Source organism: Streptomyces sp. CA-243310 (assembly GCF_050936775.1).
GTDB lineage: Bacteria > Actinomycetota > Actinomycetes > Streptomycetales > Streptomycetaceae > Streptomyces.
This window is the reverse complement of sequence record NZ_JBNJMF010000001.1, coordinates 952868-970928: the sequence shown is the minus strand read 5'-3', so window position 1 is coordinate 970928 and position 18061 is coordinate 952868. Positions and strand designations below refer to the sequence as shown.

General features: G+C 66.2%; 31 protein-coding genes. All 31 read right to left on the bottom strand.

Annotated elements, in window-relative coordinates; genetic code table 11:
* Window positions 1-72: 72 nt before the first annotated feature.
* The gene (gene rplQ, locus ACQEVM_RS04665) at window positions 73-537 is read right to left on the bottom strand and encodes a 50S ribosomal protein L17 (RefSeq protein ID WP_053682607.1); all 465 of its coding nucleotides are present in this window, start codon (window positions 535-537) and stop codon (window positions 73-75) included.
* 98 nt (window positions 538-635) lie between these two features.
* Window positions 636-1658: a DNA-directed RNA polymerase subunit alpha gene (locus ACQEVM_RS04660; protein ID WP_008739666.1), complete on the bottom strand. Its 1023-nt coding sequence runs from the start codon at window positions 1656-1658 to the stop codon at window positions 636-638.
* A gap of 137 nt (window positions 1659-1795) precedes the next feature.
* Entirely contained in the window at window positions 1796-2200 is a 405-nt protein-coding gene (rpsK, locus tag ACQEVM_RS04655) for a 30S ribosomal protein S11 (RefSeq protein WP_053682608.1), read from the bottom strand.
* A 54-nt stretch (window positions 2201-2254) separates the two neighbouring features.
* Window positions 2255-2635 (bottom strand): 30S ribosomal protein S13, encoded by a 381-nt coding sequence (gene rpsM / locus ACQEVM_RS04650; RefSeq protein ID WP_433075219.1) that lies wholly within the window; start codon window positions 2633-2635, stop codon window positions 2255-2257.
* A 199-nt stretch (window positions 2636-2834) separates the two neighbouring features.
* Window positions 2835-2948 carry a 50S ribosomal protein L36 gene (rpmJ, locus tag ACQEVM_RS04645; RefSeq protein WP_003956441.1) on the bottom strand — a complete coding sequence of 38 codons (114 nt, stop codon included), beginning with the start codon at window positions 2946-2948 and terminating at the stop codon, window positions 2835-2837.
* Window positions 2949-3021: 73 nt separating this feature from the next.
* Window positions 3022-3243: a translation initiation factor IF-1 gene (infA, locus tag ACQEVM_RS04640; protein WP_003956442.1), complete on the bottom strand. Its 222-nt coding sequence runs from the start codon at window positions 3241-3243 to the stop codon at window positions 3022-3024.
* A 142-nt stretch (window positions 3244-3385) separates the two neighbouring features.
* A complete protein-coding gene (map, locus tag ACQEVM_RS04635) occupies window positions 3386-4222 on the bottom strand; it encodes a type I methionyl aminopeptidase (RefSeq protein WP_053682610.1) in 837 nt (278 codons plus the stop codon).
* 92 nt (window positions 4223-4314) lie between these two features.
* Window positions 4315-4962: an adenylate kinase gene (locus ACQEVM_RS04630; RefSeq protein ID WP_433075215.1), complete on the bottom strand. Its 648-nt coding sequence runs from the start codon at window positions 4960-4962 to the stop codon at window positions 4315-4317.
* A complete protein-coding gene (secY, locus tag ACQEVM_RS04625) occupies window positions 4962-6275 on the bottom strand; it encodes a preprotein translocase subunit SecY (RefSeq protein WP_433075212.1) in 1314 nt (437 codons plus the stop codon). Before secY ends, ACQEVM_RS04630 begins: the two co-directional genes overlap by 1 nt.
* 186 nt (window positions 6276-6461) lie before the next feature.
* A complete protein-coding gene (gene rplO / locus ACQEVM_RS04620; RefSeq protein ID WP_053682613.1) occupies window positions 6462-6917 on the bottom strand; it encodes a 50S ribosomal protein L15 in 456 nt (151 codons plus the stop codon).
* A gap of 1 nt (window position 6918) precedes the next feature.
* Complete coding sequence (rpmD, locus tag ACQEVM_RS04615; protein WP_053682614.1) at window positions 6919-7101, bottom strand: 50S ribosomal protein L30; 183 nt, start codon at window positions 7099-7101, stop codon at window positions 6919-6921.
* Window positions 7101-7703 carry a 30S ribosomal protein S5 gene (gene rpsE, locus ACQEVM_RS04610; protein ID WP_053682615.1) on the bottom strand — a complete coding sequence of 201 codons (603 nt, stop codon included), beginning with the start codon at window positions 7701-7703 and terminating at the stop codon, window positions 7101-7103. The genes rpmD and rpsE overlap by 1 nt, the downstream gene beginning before the upstream one ends.
* Before the next feature lie 45 nt (window positions 7704-7748).
* Window positions 7749-8132, bottom strand: coding sequence for a 50S ribosomal protein L18 (rplR, locus tag ACQEVM_RS04605; protein ID WP_008739696.1), 384 nt, complete (start codon window positions 8130-8132; stop codon window positions 7749-7751).
* Window positions 8133-8134: 2 nt separating this feature from the next.
* On the bottom strand, window positions 8135-8674 hold the full coding sequence (rplF, locus tag ACQEVM_RS04600) for a 50S ribosomal protein L6 (RefSeq protein ID WP_053682616.1): 540 nt from the start codon (window positions 8672-8674) through the stop codon (window positions 8135-8137).
* Between the two features lie 20 nt (window positions 8675-8694).
* Window positions 8695-9093, bottom strand: a complete 399-nt coding sequence (gene rpsH / locus ACQEVM_RS04595) for a 30S ribosomal protein S8 (RefSeq protein WP_007265911.1) — start codon at window positions 9091-9093, stop codon at window positions 8695-8697.
* 223 nt (window positions 9094-9316) lie between these two features.
* Complete coding sequence (locus ACQEVM_RS04590; protein WP_003956452.1) at window positions 9317-9502, bottom strand: type Z 30S ribosomal protein S14; 186 nt, start codon at window positions 9500-9502, stop codon at window positions 9317-9319.
* A gap of 5 nt (window positions 9503-9507) precedes the next feature.
* Complete coding sequence (gene rplE / locus ACQEVM_RS04585; RefSeq protein ID WP_030388859.1) at window positions 9508-10059, bottom strand: 50S ribosomal protein L5; 552 nt, start codon at window positions 10057-10059, stop codon at window positions 9508-9510.
* A complete protein-coding gene (rplX, locus tag ACQEVM_RS04580; RefSeq protein WP_053682617.1) occupies window positions 10059-10382 on the bottom strand; it encodes a 50S ribosomal protein L24 in 324 nt (107 codons plus the stop codon). The genes rplE and rplX overlap by 1 nt, the downstream gene beginning before the upstream one ends.
* 2 nt (window positions 10383-10384) lie before the next feature.
* Complete coding sequence (rplN, locus tag ACQEVM_RS04575; RefSeq protein WP_053682618.1) at window positions 10385-10753, bottom strand: 50S ribosomal protein L14; 369 nt, start codon at window positions 10751-10753, stop codon at window positions 10385-10387.
* Between the two features lie 123 nt (window positions 10754-10876).
* Complete coding sequence (rpsQ, locus tag ACQEVM_RS04570) at window positions 10877-11158, bottom strand: 30S ribosomal protein S17 (protein ID WP_053682619.1); 282 nt, start codon at window positions 11156-11158, stop codon at window positions 10877-10879.
* Entirely contained in the window at window positions 11158-11382 is a 225-nt protein-coding gene (rpmC, locus tag ACQEVM_RS04565; protein ID WP_008739703.1) for a 50S ribosomal protein L29, read from the bottom strand. Before rpmC ends, rpsQ begins: the two co-directional genes overlap by 1 nt.
* Complete coding sequence (gene rplP, locus ACQEVM_RS04560; RefSeq protein WP_030026326.1) at window positions 11382-11801, bottom strand: 50S ribosomal protein L16; 420 nt, start codon at window positions 11799-11801, stop codon at window positions 11382-11384. The genes rpmC and rplP overlap by 1 nt, the downstream gene beginning before the upstream one ends.
* 5 nt (window positions 11802-11806) lie before the next feature.
* On the bottom strand, window positions 11807-12646 hold the full coding sequence (rpsC, locus tag ACQEVM_RS04555) for a 30S ribosomal protein S3 (protein ID WP_053682620.1): 840 nt from the start codon (window positions 12644-12646) through the stop codon (window positions 11807-11809).
* Window positions 12646-12993 carry a 50S ribosomal protein L22 gene (gene rplV / locus ACQEVM_RS04550; RefSeq protein ID WP_037792011.1) on the bottom strand — a complete coding sequence of 116 codons (348 nt, stop codon included), beginning with the start codon at window positions 12991-12993 and terminating at the stop codon, window positions 12646-12648. Before rplV ends, rpsC begins: the two co-directional genes overlap by 1 nt.
* A 43-nt stretch (window positions 12994-13036) precedes the next feature.
* Window positions 13037-13318, bottom strand: a complete 282-nt coding sequence (gene rpsS / locus ACQEVM_RS04545; protein WP_023539342.1) for a 30S ribosomal protein S19 — start codon at window positions 13316-13318, stop codon at window positions 13037-13039.
* Window positions 13319-13330: 12 nt separating this feature from the next.
* Window positions 13331-14167, bottom strand: a complete 837-nt coding sequence (rplB, locus tag ACQEVM_RS04540; RefSeq protein ID WP_008739715.1) for a 50S ribosomal protein L2 — start codon at window positions 14165-14167, stop codon at window positions 13331-13333.
* A gap of 40 nt (window positions 14168-14207) precedes the next feature.
* Complete coding sequence (gene rplW / locus ACQEVM_RS04535) at window positions 14208-14531, bottom strand: 50S ribosomal protein L23 (RefSeq protein WP_037792012.1); 324 nt, start codon at window positions 14529-14531, stop codon at window positions 14208-14210.
* Window positions 14531-15181, bottom strand: a complete 651-nt coding sequence (gene rplD, locus ACQEVM_RS04530) for a 50S ribosomal protein L4 (protein ID WP_433075198.1) — start codon at window positions 15179-15181, stop codon at window positions 14531-14533. Before rplD ends, rplW begins: the two co-directional genes overlap by 1 nt.
* 4 nt (window positions 15182-15185) lie before the next feature.
* Entirely contained in the window at window positions 15186-15830 is a 645-nt protein-coding gene (gene rplC, locus ACQEVM_RS04525) for a 50S ribosomal protein L3 (RefSeq protein WP_053682621.1), read from the bottom strand.
* Window positions 15831-15844: 14 nt separating this feature from the next.
* Window positions 15845-16153 (bottom strand): 30S ribosomal protein S10, encoded by a 309-nt coding sequence (gene rpsJ, locus ACQEVM_RS04520; protein ID WP_003948644.1) that lies wholly within the window; start codon window positions 16151-16153, stop codon window positions 15845-15847.
* A 462-nt stretch (window positions 16154-16615) separates the two neighbouring features.
* Window positions 16616-17812, bottom strand: a complete 1197-nt coding sequence (locus ACQEVM_RS04515) for a hypothetical protein (RefSeq protein WP_433075195.1) — start codon at window positions 17810-17812, stop codon at window positions 16616-16618.
* Between the last annotated feature and the right edge of the window lie 249 nt (window positions 17813-18061).

Sequence of the window (18061 nt, the reverse complement as noted above, 5' to 3'; positions counted from 1 at the left end):
GCAGAACGGGCCCGCCCCGGAAAGGGGCGGGCCCGTTCAGAGCCGTTCAAGCAAGCGAGATCCCCGAGGGGATCAGGCCTCCTTGGTCTCCTCGGCGGCCGGGGCCTCGGCGGCCTCGGCTTCCTTCACGGCGCGCTTGGTGGCGGCCTCGGCCTCACCGGTGGCCTGCTGGGCGACCGTCAGGGCCTCGACCAGCTCGATGACCGCCATCGGGGCGTTGTCGCCACGACGGTTGCCGACCTTGGTGATGCGCGTGTAACCACCGGGGCGGTTCTCGTAGCGCGGGGCGATCTCGGTGAACAGCGTGTGCACGATGCTCTTGTCCGTGATCGTCTGCAGCACCAGGCGACGGTTGTGGATGTCGCCCTTCTTGGCCTTGGTGACCAGACGCTCGGCGTAGGGACGCAGGCGACGGGCCTTGGCCTCGGTGGTGGTGATGCGGCCGTGCTCGAAGAGCGCCTTCGCGAGGTTCGCGAGGAGGTGCTTCTCGTGCGCGGCGCTGCCGCCCAGACGGGCACCCTTTGCGGGACGCGGCATGGTGTTACTCCTTCATATCTGCACCGGCCGTGTCAGGTACCGGTGTCAGTTCCCCCGGGGCGGACGCCCCGGGAAAGTCTCTTGCTGCGAGCCGGGGCTCAGTACTGCTCGGTCTCCACGAAACCGGCGTCCGCGTCGTCGTCGGCGCCGAAGGCGTCGGCGGCGGCGGTCGGGTCGAATCCGGGCGGGCTGTCCTTGAGGGCCAGGCCCATGCCGGCGAGCTTCGCCTTGACCTCGTCGATCGACTTCGCACCGAAGTTGCGGATGTCGAGCAGGTCGGCCTCGGAGCGGGCGACGAGCTCACCCACGGAGTGGATGCCCTCGCGCTTGAGGCAGTTGTACGAGCGGACCGTGAGCTCAAGCTCCTCGATCGGCAGCGCCAGGTCGGCGGCCAGGGCCGCGTCCGTCGGCGAGGGGCCCATGTCGATGCCCTCGGCGTCGATGTTGAGCTCGCGGGCCAGACCGAACAGCTCGACCAGGGTCTTGCCGGCGGACGCCATGGCGTCACGCGGGCGCATGGCCTGCTTGGTCTCGACGTCGACGATCAGCTTGTCGAAGTCGGTGCGCTGCTCGACTCGGGTCGCCTCGACCTTGTAGGTGACCTTGAGGACCGGGCTGTAGATGGAGTCGATCGGGATGCGACCGATCTCCTGGCCCAGCTGCTTGTTCTGGACGGCGGAGACGTAGCCGCGACCGCGCTCGACGGTCAGCTCCATCTCCAGCTTGCCCTTGCCGTTGAGCGTGGCGAGGACGAGGTCCGGGTTGTGCACCTCGACACCGGCCGGGGGCGCGATGTCGGCAGCGGTGACCAGGCCGGGACCCTGCTTGCGCAGGTACATCACGACCGGCTCGTCGTGCTCCGAGGAGACGACCAGCTGCTTGATGTTGAGGATGATGTCGGTGACGTCTTCCTTGACACCCGGCACGGTGGTGAACTCGTGCAGGACGCCGTCCACGCGGATGCTGGTGACAGCGGCACCCGGGATGGAGGACAGGAGCGTGCGGCGCAGGGAGTTGCCGAGGGTGTAGCCGAAGCCCGGCTCCAGCGGCTCGATCACGAACCGCGAGCGGTACTCGTCGACGACCTCTTCGGTCAGCGAAGGACGCTGAGCGATAAGCATGTGTGTTCCTTCAGTCGTGGACGCCCACTATTTGACGTCCGACGGGTACTACGTACAGCAAGGGTACGGGCGGCACGTCCCCCGCGAGGGGTTCGTACCGCCCGGACACTCAAAGACGCACGAGTGCGTCCGTCGCGTCAGACGCGGCGGCGCTTCGGCGGGCGGCAGCCGTTGTGCGGGGTGGGGGTGACGTCCTGGATCGAGCCGACCTCGAGGCCGGTGGCCTGGAGGGAGCGGATCGCGGTCTCGCGGCCGGAGCCCGGACCCTTGACGAAGACGTCAACCTTGCGCATGCCGTGCTCCTGCGCGCGGCGGGCGGCCGACTCGGCGGCCATCTGCGCGGCGAAGGGGGTGGACTTGCGCGAGCCCTTGAAGCCGACGTGGCCGGCGGAGGCCCAGGAGATCACGTTGCCCGAGGGGTCCGTGATCGAGACGATGGTGTTGTTGAACGTGCTCTTGATGTGGGCGTGCCCATGAGCGATGTTCTTCTTTTCCTTGCGGCGCACCTTCTTGGCAGCGCCCTGACGTCCCTTGGGGGGCATCTAAATCTCCTACGGGAGGTGGTCGGTCCTACAGCGCAAGACCGCTGAACAGGACTACTTCTTGCCCGGCTTCTTCTTACCGGCGATCGCGCGACGCGGACCCTTGCGGGTACGAGCGTTCGTGCTGGTGCGCTGACCGTGCACCGGGAGGCCACGACGGTGGCGAACACCCTGGTAGCACTGGATCTCGACCTTGCGGCGGATGTCGGCCTGGATCTCGCGGCGGAGGTCACCCTCGGTGCGGAGGTTGGCGTCCACGTACTCGCGGATCTTGACCAGGTCTTCTTCGGCCAGGTCACGAACGCGGGTGTTCGGGTTCACACCGGTGGCCTCAAGGATTTCCTTGGACCGGGTGCGACCGACACCGAAGACGTAGGTGAGTGCGATCTCCACGCGCTTTTCGCGCGGGATGTCAACACCGGAAACGCGTGCCATTCAATGGCTCCTGTGTGTTCGGGGGTCTTCAGCAAAGCCACTCCCGACCGCCGACCACACCTGTTGGGTGGTGGTACGGCCGAGTCCCCGGCCCCCGCCGGAGGTGCCGCCGGCCCTTCTCAGGGCTGGGCGGGCTCTGCGTATGTACGTTTTCTTACGTCGCGCGAAGAACTGCGGAAGGCAGGTCGGTCGGCGTGCGTCAGCCCTGGCGCTGCTTGTGGCGCAGGTTGTCGCAGATGACCATGACCCGACCGTGACGGCGGATCACCTTGCACTTGTCGCAGATCTTCTTGACGCTCGGCTTGACCTTCATTGGGTGAGGTTCTCCGGGTCAGTGCCACCACCCGCGCCGGGACAAGACGCCCAGACGGGAGTGAAGACAAGATCTACTTGTATCGGTAGACGATCCGGCCACGCGTCAGGTCGTACGGAGAAAGCTCCACGACAACCCGGTCATCAGGGAGGATGCGGATGTAGTGCATGCGCATCTTGCCGCTGATGTGCGCGAGGACCTTGTGACCGTTCTGGAGTTCCACCTTGAACATCGCGTTCGGGAGGGACTCGATCACGGTGCCCTCGATTTCGATGGCACCTTGCTTCTTGGCCACGCTTCGCCTTTCGAATCGGCTACCTTGATCGGCACTGTGCGCGCCCATGCAGGGCATGGGGATGCACGAGAGCCGACGCATCAGTCTACGTCAGGGCATCCGGAAAGACGAATCCGGAAAGTTTGCCCCACATTGTAGATCATTAACCGAGGGGGTCCGGGGCCGTGGTGACCCCGTACTCCGCCAGTTTCGCCTTGCCGCAGTCGGGACTGGTCAGCACGATCGGACCCGCCTCGGTCAGGGCGATGGAGTGTTCCCAGTGGGAGGACCAGGTGCCGTCGGTCGTGATGACCGTCCAGTCGTCCGCCAGTACCTCCGTCTGGGGGGTACCGAGCGAGACCATCGGCTCGATCGCCAGGCAGACGCCCGGGACGAGCTTGATCCCCTTGCCCCGCTTGCGCGAGACGTAGTTCAGCAGGTGGGGATCCATGTGCATCTCGGATCCGATGCCGTGGCCGCCGTAGTCCTCGATGATCCCGTACTTGCCGGTCGCGGGACGCGGCTGGCGACGGATGTAGCCCTCGATCGCCTTCGAGATGTCCACGAGGCGGTTGCCGAGCTTCATGGCGGCGATGCCGGCCCACATGGACTCCTCGGTCACCCGGGAGAGCTCCAGGAGCTCGGGCGCGTGCCCGGTGCCCACGAAGGCCGTGTACGCGGCGTCGCCGTGCCAGCCGTCGACGATGGCGCCCGCGTCGATCGAGATCACGTCGCCGTCCTTGAGAACGGTCTTGTCGTCCGGGATGCCGTGGACGACGACCTCGTTGACCGACGTGCAGATCGTCGCCGGGAAACCGCCGTAACCGAGGAAGTTCGACTTCGCGCCGGCGTCCGCGATGACCTTGCGGGCCACCATGTCCAGATCCCGCGTCGTGGCGCCCGGCACGGCCGCCTCACGGGTCGCCGCGTGGATGGCCGCGACGACCAGCCCCGCCTCCCGCATCTTGGCGATCTGCTCGGGCGTCTTGAGCTGCACCATGGACGTGCCTTCCACCTTCTGAATCGGGACTTCTCAACAGTAAGGCCGCGGCGCCCTGAGGACACCGCGGCCGTACCTGCACAGCAGGGGTACTACTTCTTCAGGGCTTCCATCGCGCGCTTCGTGACGTCCGCGACCTCACCGAGGGCCGGGATGGTCACCAGCAGGCCCTGGGCCTTGTAGTAGTCGATGATCGGCTCGGTCTGCGTGTGGTAGACCTCCAGCCGGTTGCGGACCGTGGCCTCCGAGTCGTCACCGCGCTGGTACAGCTCGCCGCCACAGGTGTCGCAGACGCCCTCGGCCTTGGCCGGGGCGTAGGTGACGTGGAAGACGTGCGCGGAGTCGTTGCGGCAGATCCGGCGACCGGCGATGCGCTTGACGACCTCGTCCTCCTCGACCTCCAGGTCGAGGACGGCGTCCAGCTTCATGCCGGCGGTCCGGAGCATCTCGTCCAGGGCGACGGCCTGCGACACGTTCCTCGGGAAACCGTCGAGCAGGAAGCCGTTCGCGGCGTCCGCGTGCTCCATGCGGTCCTTCGCCATGCCGATGGTGATCTCGTCGGGGACGAGGTCACCGGCGTCCATGAACGCCTTGGCGCGCCGGCCGAGCTCCGTGTTCTGGCTGATGTTGGCGCGGAACAGGTCGCCCGTGGAGATGTGCGGGATCGACAGGTTCTTGGCAAGGAACGCGGCCTGCGTTCCCTTGCCCGCACCGGGGGGTCCGACGAGGACGATTCGCATCAGCGGAGGAACCCTTCGTAATTGCGCTGCTGAAGCTGGCTCTCGATCTGCTTCACGGTCTCCAGACCCACACCCACGATGATCAGGATGCTCGTCCCGCCGAACGGGAAGTTCTGGTTCGCGCCGAAGCCCGCCAACGCCATCGTCGGCACAAGAGCAATGAGACCCAGGTACAGCGACCCCGGCCAGGTGATCCGGTTGAGTACGTAGCTGAGGTACTCGGCGGTGGGTCGGCCGGCGCGGATGCCCGGGATGAACCCACCATACTTCTTCATGTTGTCGGCAACTTCCTCGGGGTTGAACGAGATCGCCACGTAGAAGAACGCGAAGAAGACGATCAGGAGGAAGTAGACGGCGATGTAGTACGGGTGGTCGCCCTTGACGAAGTGCTTCTGGATCCAGACGGCCCAGCCGGCGGTGGAACCGCTGAACTGGACGATCAGGGCCGGGATGTACAGCAGCGACGAGGCGAAGATGACCGGGATGACACCGGCCTGGTTCACCTTGAGCGGGATGTACGTCGAGGTGCCGCCGTACGCGCGGCGACCGATCATGCGCTTCGCGTACTGGACCGGGATGCGGCGCTGCGCCTGCTCGACGAAGACCACGAGGGCCACCATCGCGAGCCCGACCAGGATGACGACGCCGAACTCGACCCAACCGTCGGCGATCTTGCCCTGGAGCTTGATCTGCCAGAGGGCGCCGATGAAGCCGGCGGCGATCGAGATGAACATGAGGATCGACATGCCGTTGCCGATGCCGCGGTCGGTGATCAGCTCACCGAGCCACATGACGACACAGGTACCGGCGGTCATCGTGATGACCATGACGACCATGGTGAAGATCGAGTGATCCGGCACGATCTGACTGCGGAGCTGGCAGGACCCGAAGAGGGCGCCGCTCTTCGCGGTGGCGACGAGGCCGGTGCCCTGGAGGATCGCGAGGGCGACCGTCAGATAGCGCGTGTACTGAGTGATCTTCGCCGTGCCGGACTGACCCTCTTTTTTGAGGTTCTCCAGCTTCGGGATGACCACGGTCAGCAGCTGCAGGATGATGCTCGCCGTGATGTACGGCATGATGCCGAGCGCGAAGATCGTGATCTGCAACAGCGCGCCACCACTGAACATGTTGACGAGACCGAACAGGCTGTTGCCGCTCCCGGCCTGGTCCACACAGAACTGAACGTTCTTGTAGTTCACGCCGGGCACCGGGATGTGGGACCCGAGGCGGAACAACACGATGATGGCGAGCGTGAAGAACAGCTTCTTGCGCAGGTCGGGCGTCTTGAACGCCCGGGCGAACGCGGTGAGCACGGTGCCTCCTGCGACCCCCGCGCTACTGCGTCAGAGGTGACGGTCTGAGGGATCGACGAATACGTACAAGCAAAGGTGCAGGCCACCTTACCGGCGACAAGGCCCTCCGTGGAACGACCAACCGGGGATGCCCCATATGTGAGGCATCCCCGGTCGGGTTTCAGCTATTAATCACTGAGTTTCGTCTTAGACGAGCTCGGTGACCGTGCCACCAGCGGCGGCAATCTTCTCCTTGGCGGAGCCGGAAACGGCGTCAACCGAGACCTGCAGCGCAACGGAGATCTCGCCCTGGCCCAGGACCTTGACGAGGCTGTTCTTGCGAACCGCGCCCTTGGCGACCAGGTCGGCCACCGTGACTTCTCCACCCTCGGGGTAGAGAGCGCCGAGCTTGTCCAGGTTGACCACCTGGAACTCGGTGCGGAACGGGTTCTTGAAGCCCTTGAGCTTCGGCAGACGCATGTGGAGGGGCATCTGCCCACCCTCGAAGCGCTGCGGGATCTGGTAACGGGCCTTCTGGCCCTTCGTACCACGACCGGCCGTCTTACCCTTCGACGCCTCACCACGACCGACACGGGTCTTCGCGGTCTTGGCGCCGGGGGCGGGACGGAGGTTGTGGGCCTTCAGCGGGCTGTTCTCAGCCATGTTAGTCAACCTCCTCAACCGTCACGAGGTGGCGGACGGTCTGCACCATTCCGCGGAACTCGGGGCGGTCCTCCTTGACGACCACGTCGTTCAGGCGCTTGAGCCCGAGCGAACGCAGAGTGTCGCGGTGGTTCTGCTTGCTGCCGATGTACGACTTCGTCTGCGTGATCTTGAGGCGAGCCATTACGCACCCGCCCCGGCACGTGCACGAAGCAGAGCCGCGGGGGCGACGTCCTCGAGGGGCAGACCACGGCGAGCCGCGATCTCCTCGGGACGCTGCAGGCCCTTGAGGGCCGCCACGGTCGCGTGCACGATGTTGATCGCGTTGGAAGAGCCGAGCGACTTCGACAGGATGTCGTGAACGCCGGCGCACTCCAGAACGGCGCGCACCGGGCCACCGGCGATAACACCGGTACCGGGGGAAGCCGGCTTCAGGAGCACGACGCCCGCGGCACGCTCGCCCGTGATCGGGTGAGGGATGGTGCCCTGGATGCGCGGAACCTTGAAGAAGTTCTTCTTGGCTTCCTCGACACCCTTGGCGATGGCCGCGGGAACTTCCTTGGCCTTGCCGTAACCGACACCTACAGTGCCGTCACCGTCGCCCACCACGACCAGCGCGGTGAAGCTGAAGCGGCGACCACCCTTGACAACCTTGGCGACGCGGTTGATCGCGACAACGCGCTCAACGTAAGCGGTCTTCTCGGCGGCAGGGCCACCGTCGCGACCCTTCCGGTCCCGCCGCTCGCCGCCACCGGCACCGCTTCCGCGGCGCTGGGGTCCAGCCATTGGATTACCTCTCTCTGTTACGTCCGTGAGTCCCGGAACCGGGGCTTAGAACTTCAGCCCGGCTTCGCGGGCGGCGTCAGCCAGAGCGGCAATGCGCCCGGCGTATCGGTTGCCACCGCGGTCGAAGACAACGGTCTCGACTCCGGCAGCCTTCGCACGCTCGGCCACGAGCGCGCCGACGGCCTGGGCCTGGGCGCTCTTGTCGCCTTCGCCACCGCGGATCGAGGTGTCCAGGGTCGACGCGGACGCCAGGGTGTGACCCTGGAGGTCGTCGATGACCTGAGCAACGATGTTGCGGTTCGAACGCGTCACGACGAGGCGCGGACGCTCCGCCGTACCCGACACGTTCTTGCGAATGCGGATGTGGCGGCGAGCCTTGGCAGCGCGCTTGTACGCGTCGCCCTTGGCGATCTTCACACCGTATGCCATGGCTACTTACCAGCCTTTCCGACCTTGCGGCGGATGACTTCGCCGGCGTACTTGACACCCTTGGCCTTGTACGGGTCGGGCTTCCGCAGCTTGCGGATGTTGGCGGCGACCTCGCCGACCTTCTGCTTGTCGATGCCCTCGACCGTGAACTTGGTGGGCGACTCGACCTTGAAGGAGATGCCCTCGGGCGCCTCGATCAGGATCGGGTGGCTGTAGCCAAGCTGGAACTCCAGGTCGGAGCCCTTCGCGGCGACGCGGTAACCGACACCGCTGATTTCGAGAGCCTTGACGTATCCCGTGGTCACACCGGTGATCATGTTCGCCACCAGCGTGCGGGACAGGCCGTGGAGGGCCTTGTTCTGACGCTCGTCGTTGGGGCGGATGACGTTCAGAACGCCGTCCTCACCCTTGGCGACGGCGATGGGCGCAGCGACGGTGTGCGAGAGGGAACCCTTGGGGCCCTTCACCGCGACCGTGCGGCCATCGATGGTGACGTCCACACCGGCGGGAACCTGGATGGGGAGCTTGCCGATTCGCGACATTGCTTTTCCTCCGTTCCCGACTACCAGACGTAGGCGAGGACTTCCCCACCTACGCCCTTCTTGCCTGCCTGCTGGCCGGTGAGGAGGCCGTGGGACGTGGAGATGATCGCCACGCCCAGGCCGCCGAGCACCTTCGGCAGGTTGGTGGACTTCGCGTACACGCGCAGACCGGGCTTCGAGATCCGCTTGATGCCCGCGATGGAGCGCTCACGGTTCGGCCCGAACTTCAGCTCGAGGACGAGGTTCTTGCCGACCTCGGCGTCCTCGACCTTCCAGCCGGTGATGAAACCCTCTTGCTTGAGGATCTCTGCGATGTGCGACTTGATCTTGCTGTGCGGCATCACGACGGTGTCGTGGTACGCCGAGTTAGCGTTACGCAGACGCGTGAGCATGTCTGCGATCGGGTCAGTCATGGTCATGAAGTGGCCTTCGGCCTCTCTCGCCGGGGTTTCCTGTATGCGCCATCCCTCTCCCCACTCAGTGGCGGGACGGGTGCGGTGCGGGGACCTACGGCGTAGTAAGTCGTTATGGGCGGCAGACGCCCAACCACACAAGCCTAAGGCATGCGCGGCCGGGCACCTGCCGTCCAGATGCTTACCGAGAGTCTCTGGTTCTCTCCAAGTCCCTAAGGACAGGAGGGATTTACCAGGAGCTCTTGGTCACGCCCGGCAGCTCGCCACGGTGAGCCATCTCACGAAGGCAGACGCGGCACAGGCCGAACTTGCGGTACACGGAGTGAGGGCGACCGCAGCGCTGGCAGCGGGTGTACGCACGCACACCGAACTTGGGCTTGCGGGCAGCCTTCGCGATGAGAGCCTTCTTCGCCATCTCGCTTACGCCTCCTTGAAGGGGAAGCCGAGGTGACGAAGGAGGGCGCGGCCCTCGTCGTCGTTGGTCGCCGTGGTGACCACGGTGATGTCCATACCCCGGGTACGGTCGATCTTGTCCTGGTCGATCTCGTGGAACATGACCTGCTCCGTGAGACCGAAGGTGTAGTTGCCACGGCCGTCGAACTGCTTCGGCGACAGACCACGGAAGTCACGGATACGCGGAAGCGCGAGCGACAGCGTACGGTCCAGGAACTCCCACATGCGGTCACCACGGAGGGTGACGTGGCAGCCGATCGGCTGACCCTCACGCAGCTTGAACTGCGCGATGGACTTCCGGGCCTTCGTGACGGCCGGCTTCTGACCGGTGATCGTCGTCAGGTCCTTGATGGCGCCGTCGATCAGCTTGGAGTCGCGGGCGGCGTCGCCCACACCCATGTTGACCACGATCTTCACGAGGCCGGGGATCTGCATGACGTTCTCGTAGGAGAACTCTTCACGCAGCTTGCCCGCGATGTCCTCGCGGTACTTCGTCTTGAGACGCGGAGTGGTAGCCATCAGATGTCCTCACCCGTCCGCTTGGCAACGCGGATCTTGTTGCCCTCGTCGTCGAAGCGGTATCCGACGCGGGTGACGACCTTCTGGCCGTCCTTCTCCACAACCAGCTGAACGTTGCTGACGTGGATCGGCGCCTCGGTGATCACGATGCCACCGGTCTGCGAACCACCAGCGGTCTGACCGGCCTTGGTGTGCTTCTTGACCCGGTTGACACCCTCGACGAGGACGCGGTTCTCAGTAGGGATGGCCGTGATGACCTTGCCCTGCTTGCCCTTGTCCTTACCGGTGATGACCTGAACCAGGTCGCCCTTCTTGATCTTCATGCTTACAGCACCTCCGGCGCGAGCGAGATGATCTTCATGAACTTCTTCTCGCGCAGCTCACGGCCCACCGGGCCGAAGATACGGGTGCCACGAGGGTCGCCGTCGTTCTTGAGAATGACAGCGGCGTTCTCGTCGAAACGGATGTACGAGCCGTCCTGGCGGCGGCGCTCCTTGACGGTGCGAACGATGACGGCCTTGACGACGTCACCCTTCTTCACGTTGCCGCCGGGGATCGCGTCCTTGACGGTGGCGACGATGACGTCACCGACGCCCGCGTAGCGGCGACCGGAGCCACCGAGAACACGGATGCAAAGGATCTCCTTGGCACCAGTGTTGTCGGCGACACGCAGTCGCGACTCCTGCTGGATCACGTCTATCTCCTGATTGTCTGCCGGTTCCCGGCGGGGGCTTCACTCCGAAGAGCGCCGCCCCCACCGAGCCTGGCGGAACGAACCTGAGGGGCCCCTGAACTTTCTGCTCAGGGCCTCAGATACTTACTTGGCCTTCTCGAGGATCTCGACGATGCGCCAGCGCTTGCTCGCCGACAGCGGACGCGTCTCCATGATGAGGACGCGGTCGCCGACGCCGGCAGCGTTCTGCTCGTCGTGAGCCTTGAGCTTGTTCGTACGGCGGATGACCTTGCCGTACAGGGCGTGCTTCACGCGGTCCTCGACGGCGACGACGACAGTCTTGTCCATCTTGTCGCTGACGACGAGGCCCTCACGGGTCTTGCGGAAGCCGCGGTCCTGGGTCTCAGTCACATTCTTCTCGCTCATCAGGCGCTCTCCACCGTCTCGATGCCGAGCTCGCGCTCGTGCATCAGGGTGTAGATCCGGGCGATGTCCTTACGGACGGACTTGAGCCGGCCGTTGTTCTCCAGCTGGCCCGTGGCCGCCTGGAAGCGCAGCTTGAACAGCTCTTCCTTGGCCTCGCGCAGCTTGCCAACGAGCTCCTCGTTGCCGAGCTCACGCAGCTCGGACGCCTTGGTTCCCGTCGCCATCACGACTCACCTGCCTCGCGCCGAACAATCCGGCACTTCATCGGAAGCTTGTGAGCAGCGCGGGTGAGCGCCTCACGAGCAATCTTCTCGTTCGGGTAGGACAGCTCGAACATGACCCGACCCGGGTGCACGTTCGCGATCCACCACTCGGGAGAACCCTTACCGGAACCCATGCGGGTCTCGGCAGGCTTCTTCGTGAGCGGGCGGTCCGGGTAGATGTTGATCCAGACCTTGCCGCCACGCTTGATGTGACGGGTCATCGCAATACGAGCCGCCTCGATCTGGCGGTTCGTCACGTAGGCGGGGGTGAGCGCCTGGATGCCGTACTCGCCGAACGAGACCTCAGTACCGCCCTTGGCCATACCGCGGCGCTTGGGGTGGTGCTGCTTGCGGTGCTTGACCCTACGAGGGATCAGCATGTCGGTCAGGCCTCCGTTCCGGTGCTCTCAGCCGGAGCGGCGGCGGGAGCGTCGGCCTTGGGGGCCTCTGCACCAGCAGCCTGCTGCGGCTTGCGGCCGCCACGGCCGCCACGCTCGCCACCACGACCACCGCGGCCACCGGCCGGACGGTCGTTCGCGCCACCACGAGCCGGGCGGTTGCCCGCACGGGCCGCGGCGTTCTCGGCGCGAACCTCGGCGATGTTCTTGACGTCGCCCTTGTAGATCCAGACCTTCACACCGATACGGCCGAAGGTGGTCTTGGCCTCGAAGAAGCCGTAGTCCACGTTCGCGCGCAGCGTGTGCAGCGGCACACGACCCTCGCGGTAGAACTCGGAGCGGGACATCTCGGCGCCGCCGAGGCGACCGCCGCACTGGATCTTGATGCCCTTGGCGCCGGCCTTCATCGTGCCCTGCATGCTCTTACGCATGGCGCGACGGAAGGAGACGCGGGAGGAGAGCTGCTCGGCAACGGCCTGGGCAACCAGCTGAGCGTCAAGCTCGGGGTTCTTGACCTCGAGGATGTTCAGCTGGACCTGCTTGCCCGTGAGCTTCTCGAGGTCACCGCGGATGCGGTCGGCCTCGGCGCCACGACGGCCGATGACGATGCCGGGACGAGCGGTGTGGATGTCCACACGCACGCGGTCACGGGTGCGCTCGATCTCAACCTTCGAGATGCCGGCGCGCTCCATGCCGGACGTCATCATCCTGCGGATGGCGACGTCTTCCTTGACGTAGTCCTTGTACAGCTTGTCGGCGTACCAACGCGACTTGAAGTCGGTGGTGATGCCGAGCCGGAACCCGTGCGGGTTTACCTTCTGGCCCATTACCGGGAACCTTCCTTGCTGCTGACGACCACGGTGATGTGGCTGGTCCGCTTGCGGATCCGGTAGGCACGGCCCTGCGCACGCGGACGGAACCGCTTCAGGGTCGGGCCCTCGTCCACGAACGCCTCGCTGATGACCAGCGTGGAGGCGTCCGGGTGGTTGTAGTTGTGTGCGGCATTGGCAATGGCGCTGTCCAGCACCTTGCCAACCGGCACGCTCGCGGCCTGCGGGGCGAAACGCAGGACCGCCTGAGCCTCCGTGGCATCCATGCCACGGATAAGGTCCACCACTCGGCGGGCCTTCATGGGCGTGACGCGGATGTACCGCGCCTGGGCCCTGGCTTCCATGGTTGTCCCTTCGGTGTAAGTCATAGTCATAACCACCCCGCCTTTAGCGGCGCTTCGACTTCCGGTCGTCCTTGACGTGGCCGCGGAAGGTGCGAGTCGGCGAGAACTCGCCGAGCTTGTGGCCGACCATCGACTCGGTGACGAACACCGGGACGTGGATCTTGCCGTTGTGCACCGCGATGGTGTGACCCAGCATGGCCGGGATGATCATCGAGCGACGGGACCAGGTCTTGATGACGTTCTTGGTACCGGCTTCGTTCTGTACGTCCACCTTCTTGATGAGGTGTCCGTCGACGAAGGGTCCCTTCTTGAGACTGCGCGGCATCTAAACCCGCTCCTAGCGCTTCTTGTTCGTCTTGCGGCGGCGGACGATGTACTTGCTCGAAGCCTTCTTCGGCGAGCGAGTACGACCCTCCTTCTGACCCCACGGGGAGACCGGGTGGCGACCACCACTGGTCTTACCCTCACCACCACCGTGCGGGTGGTCGACCGGGTTCATCGCGACACCGCGGACGGAGGGGCGAACGCCCTTCCAGCGCATGCGGCCGGCCTTGCCCCAGTTGATGTTCGACTGCTCGGCGTTGCCGACCTCACCGACGGTGGCGCGGCAGCGCGCGTCGACCAGGCGGATTTCTCCGGACGGCATACGAAGGTGGGCCATGGTGCCCTCCTTCGCCAGCAGCTGCACGGACGCACCGGCGGAGCGGGCGAACTTCGCACCGCCACCGGGACGCAGCTCGATCGCGTGGATCGTTGTACCAACCGGGATGTTGCGCAGCGCCAGGTTGTTGCCGGGCTTGATGTCGGCCGTCGGGCCGTTCTCAATCCGGTCACCCTGCTTCAGGGCCTTCGGCGCGATGATGTAGCGCTTCTCGCCGTCGGCGTAGTGCAGCAGCGCGATGCGCGCGGTGCGGTTGGGGTCGTACTCGATGTGCGCGACCTTCGCCGGCACGCCGTCCTTGTCGTGACGACGGAAGTCGATCACACGGTAGGCGCGCTTGTGGCCGCCACCCTGGTGACGAACAGTGATCCGACCGGTGTTGTTACGGCCGCCCTTGCTGTGCAGCGGGCGAACCAGCGACTTCTCCGGCGTGGACCGCGTGATCTCGACAAAGTCGGCGACGCTGGAGCCACGACGGCCCGGGGTCGTCGGCTTGTACTTGCGGATACCCATTTCTCAGTCCTCGTCCGATTCCGGACGACTCAGGACTCCGTTAGGAGGCCTGGCCGCCGAAGATGTCGATTCGGTCGCCCTCAGCGAGGGTCACGATGGCGCGCTTGGTGTTCGCGCGCTTGCCGAAACCGGTCTTGGTGCGCTTGCGCTTACCCTGACGGTTGATCGTGTTGACCCCGGTGACCTTGACCGAGAAGACCGCCTCGACGGCCTGCTTGATCTGGGTCTTGTTGGCGCCAGGCGCGACGATGAACGTGTACTTGTTCTCGTCCAGCAGCGCGTAGCTCTTCTCCGAGACAACCGGCTTGATCAGCAGGTCGCGCGGGTCAGTGAAGGTCTTGCTGGTAACGGTCGCCTCAGACATCAGGCGTCGCTCCCTTCGGTCTCATCGGCCTTGGGGCCAGACACGAAGGACTCGAAAGCGGCCTGAGTGAAGACCACGTCGTCAGAGACGATCACGTCGTACGTGTTCAGCTGGCCCGGCTCCAGGATGTGAACCTGGGGCAGGTTGCGGGCGGACAGCCACGCGGCCTCGTCGGCACGGTCGACGACCAGGAGCAGGTTCTTGCGCTCCGAGATCTTGCCGAACAGCGTCTTGGCGGCCTTCGTGGAGGCGGCACCCTCGACCACGCCGGAAACGACGTGGATGCGGGAGTGACGCGCGCGGTCCGAGAGGGCACCGCGGAGGGCGGCGACCTTCATCTTCTTCGGGGTCCGCTGGGAGTAGTCACGCGGCTGCGGGCCGTGGACGACGCCACCGCCGACGAACTGCGGAGCGCGGGTCGAACCCTGGCGAGCGCGGCCGGTGCCCTTCTGGCGGTACGGCTTGCGGCCACCACCACGGACTTCGCCACGACGCTTGGTCTTGTGCGTGCCCTGACGGGCAGCAGCCAGCTGAGCGACAACGACCTGGTGGATCAGCGGAACGCTGGTCTTCGCGTCGAAGATCTCCGCGGGGAGCTCGACGGTACCGGCCTTGTCGCCTGCCGGCGAAAGGATGTCAATGGTGCTCATTACCTCAAGCCCCCTTGGCCGCGGTACGGACCAGGACGAGGCCGCCGTTCGGACCGGGGACCGCGCCCTTGATGAGGAGCAGACCCTTCTCCGCGTCAACCGCGTGGATGGTCAGGTTCTGGGTGGTGACGCGCTCGTTGCCCATACGACCGGCCATGCGCATGCCCTTGAAGACACGCCCAGGGGTGGCGCAGCCACCGATCGAACCGGGGGAGCGGTGCTTGCGCTGGACACCGTGACCGGCACCGAGGCCCTTGAAGTTGTGACGCTTCATGACACCGGCGAAGCCCTTGCCCTTGCTGTTGCCCGTGACGTCGACCTTGACGCCCGACTCGAACACAGCGGCGGTGATCTCCTGGCCGAGCGTGTACTCGCCGGCGTCGGAGGTGCGGAGCTCCACCAGGTGGCGGCGGGGGGTGACGTCGGCCTTGGCGAAGTGACCCTTGAGGGGCTTGTTCACCTTGCGAGGGTCGATTTCGCCGAAGGCGATCTGGACCGACTCGTAGCCGTCGATGTCGTTCTTACGGACCTGGGTAACGACGCAGGGTCCGGCCTTGACCACGGTCACCGGGACGACACGGTTGTTCTCGTCCCAGACCTGGGTCATGCCGAGCTTCTCGCCCAGGACGCCCTTGATCTGCTTTGCCATCTTCTCGACGCCTCTCAGAGCTTGATCTCGATGTCAACGCCGGCCGGAAGGTCCAGGCGCATCAGCGAGTCAACGGTCTTGGGGGTCGGGTCGAGGATGTCGATCAGGCGCTTGTGCGTGCGCATCTCGAAGTGCTCGCGCGAGTCCTTGTACTTGTGCGGCGACTTGATGACGCAGTACACGTTCTTCTCAGTGGGCAGCGGCACCGGGCCCGCGACCGACGCACCAGTGCGCGTCACCGTCTCGACGATCTTCTTCGCCGACGAATCGATGACCTCGTGGTCGTAGGCCTTGAGCCGGATGCGGATCTTCTGTCCCGCCATGGCTACTCCGTAGTCCTGTCTGTTGTGGAAACGCTCTGGCTCCCGGGCGGCTGTGGATCTCTCCACCGCTTCCCTCCGACCCACGCGGTCGGGCGTGTCGCACTCCCTCTACAGAAAATTCCCATACGGAAATTCCCTCGTCCAAGGGGGTGCGGTCCCAAGACCGCGGTTCGGGGGAGAAACACCCACCGGGTGCCTGGTCCGCACCGTGCTGACACTTCCCAGAAGATTCCCGTACGTCCGCCCCCATTGCTGCCCTGAGGGGCAGGTAAGGGCGACGAGTACTGTGGGACTCGCTTCCGGTCCTCCCGGCGGGAGGCGCGCAGCATCGGCACTCAACCGAGCAACTTGAGTAGTCTGCCATACAAGACACGTACTGCGCCAATCGGGCGCAGAACAATACCTCGCCACGCAGGCACGTCAAACCGTGCCGCGCGACGGGGGTCCGCGCCGGGCCCCTGGTCAGGAGCGCGAGACCGTCCCGCACTCCGTCGGCAGCCGCGAGATGTCCTGGCTGCGGTCGTACGGATCCGTGCGCGGACCCGAGGGGCCCGCGCCCGGCAGCGCCCTCGCGTCCGTGCGGAACGTCGGGTGCAGGTAGCCGGTGCCGCTCCGGTCGCAGTCGTCGTTGCCGGCCGTCTCCGACCACGTGACGATCGTCAGCGTTCCCGGGGTCACCTCGATCAACCGGGGATCGGACACCGCCACCGTGAGTTCGCGGCGCACGATGGTGCGCGCCACCTCCTGCGAGCCGGGCGCGGCCTTCACCACCGGGTAGACGAAGGTGTAGTCGGTGTGCACCTGCACCTCACCCGCACGGGCGCTGTCGAACCACATGCGCCCGCGCGTCTTGACGACCTCGCCGTACGGTCGCACCTCGGCCGGGTCGAACCGGCTGAAGAGCGAGAGCGGGTCCTCGTCCGCGGAGGGCTTCGCGAGCGCGCGTTCCAGCAGGCCTCGGCCTGACGGTTGGAGCGGGTCCAGCATCTCCAGGGCCGCGCGGGGGTGCCCGCCGCGGAGGGTGTTCGGATCCAGGTTGGCCGCGGTCAGCAGCTGCCGGGTCCTGGCGAGCCCGTCCGCCACCTGCTCCCGGGACAGCCCCGCCAGGGCCTTCGCCTCGGGGACCTCGATGCCGGCCGCGCCGTCGGCCCACCGGAGGGCCGGGGAGCCCCTGAACGGCTCGCTCAGGGTCGGCTGGTCGGGGAACGCCTCGGGCGGGGGCCCCGTGGGTCGCACCGACTCCCCGGGCAGCGGCGCGGCCGAGGCCGCCTCCTGGTCGGCCTTGCCCGTCAGCCGGTCGATGAGCAGCTCCGGCCGTACGACGACCAGGGCCAGGGCGGCGATGAACACGATGCCCGCGCCCGCCTTGAGCCGCCGGTTGCCCGTCCTGCCCCCGTCCCGCCCCTGCCACGCGGGTCCGGTGCGCCACCCCTCCGGTTCTGCGGCCCGACGGGCCTCCCGGGCCCGGCGCCCCCGCCACCCTCCCCGCTCCGCCGCGGCCCGCGCCTCGTCCTCCCGGCGCAGCCGCTCGGTCACCATCCGCGCCCGGGCGGACGGCTCGTGCGGGGCGGACCCTCCCCCGGCCCCGGACTCCCGCACGAACCGCTCCCACGCCTCGTCGGAAACGCCCGGTCTGCCGGCGTCGTCGTTGTTGCCCATGTCCCCGCCCCTGTGAAGATCCAACTCATGCGCTGCGGATCCTCGCACACCCCGTACAGCTCGCTCCCGCGGGGCCCGAGGGGGGGGCGAACCACCCTTCCCGGCCCGGGGGTTCGGGTTCCGGAGGAGTCGGCGCCACGTCCGACCGCGCCGCCCTGCCCGCCGCTCCGCAGGGGTGGTCGTCCGAGCCGCCGGCCGTCCTCGGCGCACGCCGCGACCGGGTCGCGAAGGCCACGACACGGTGGGCGG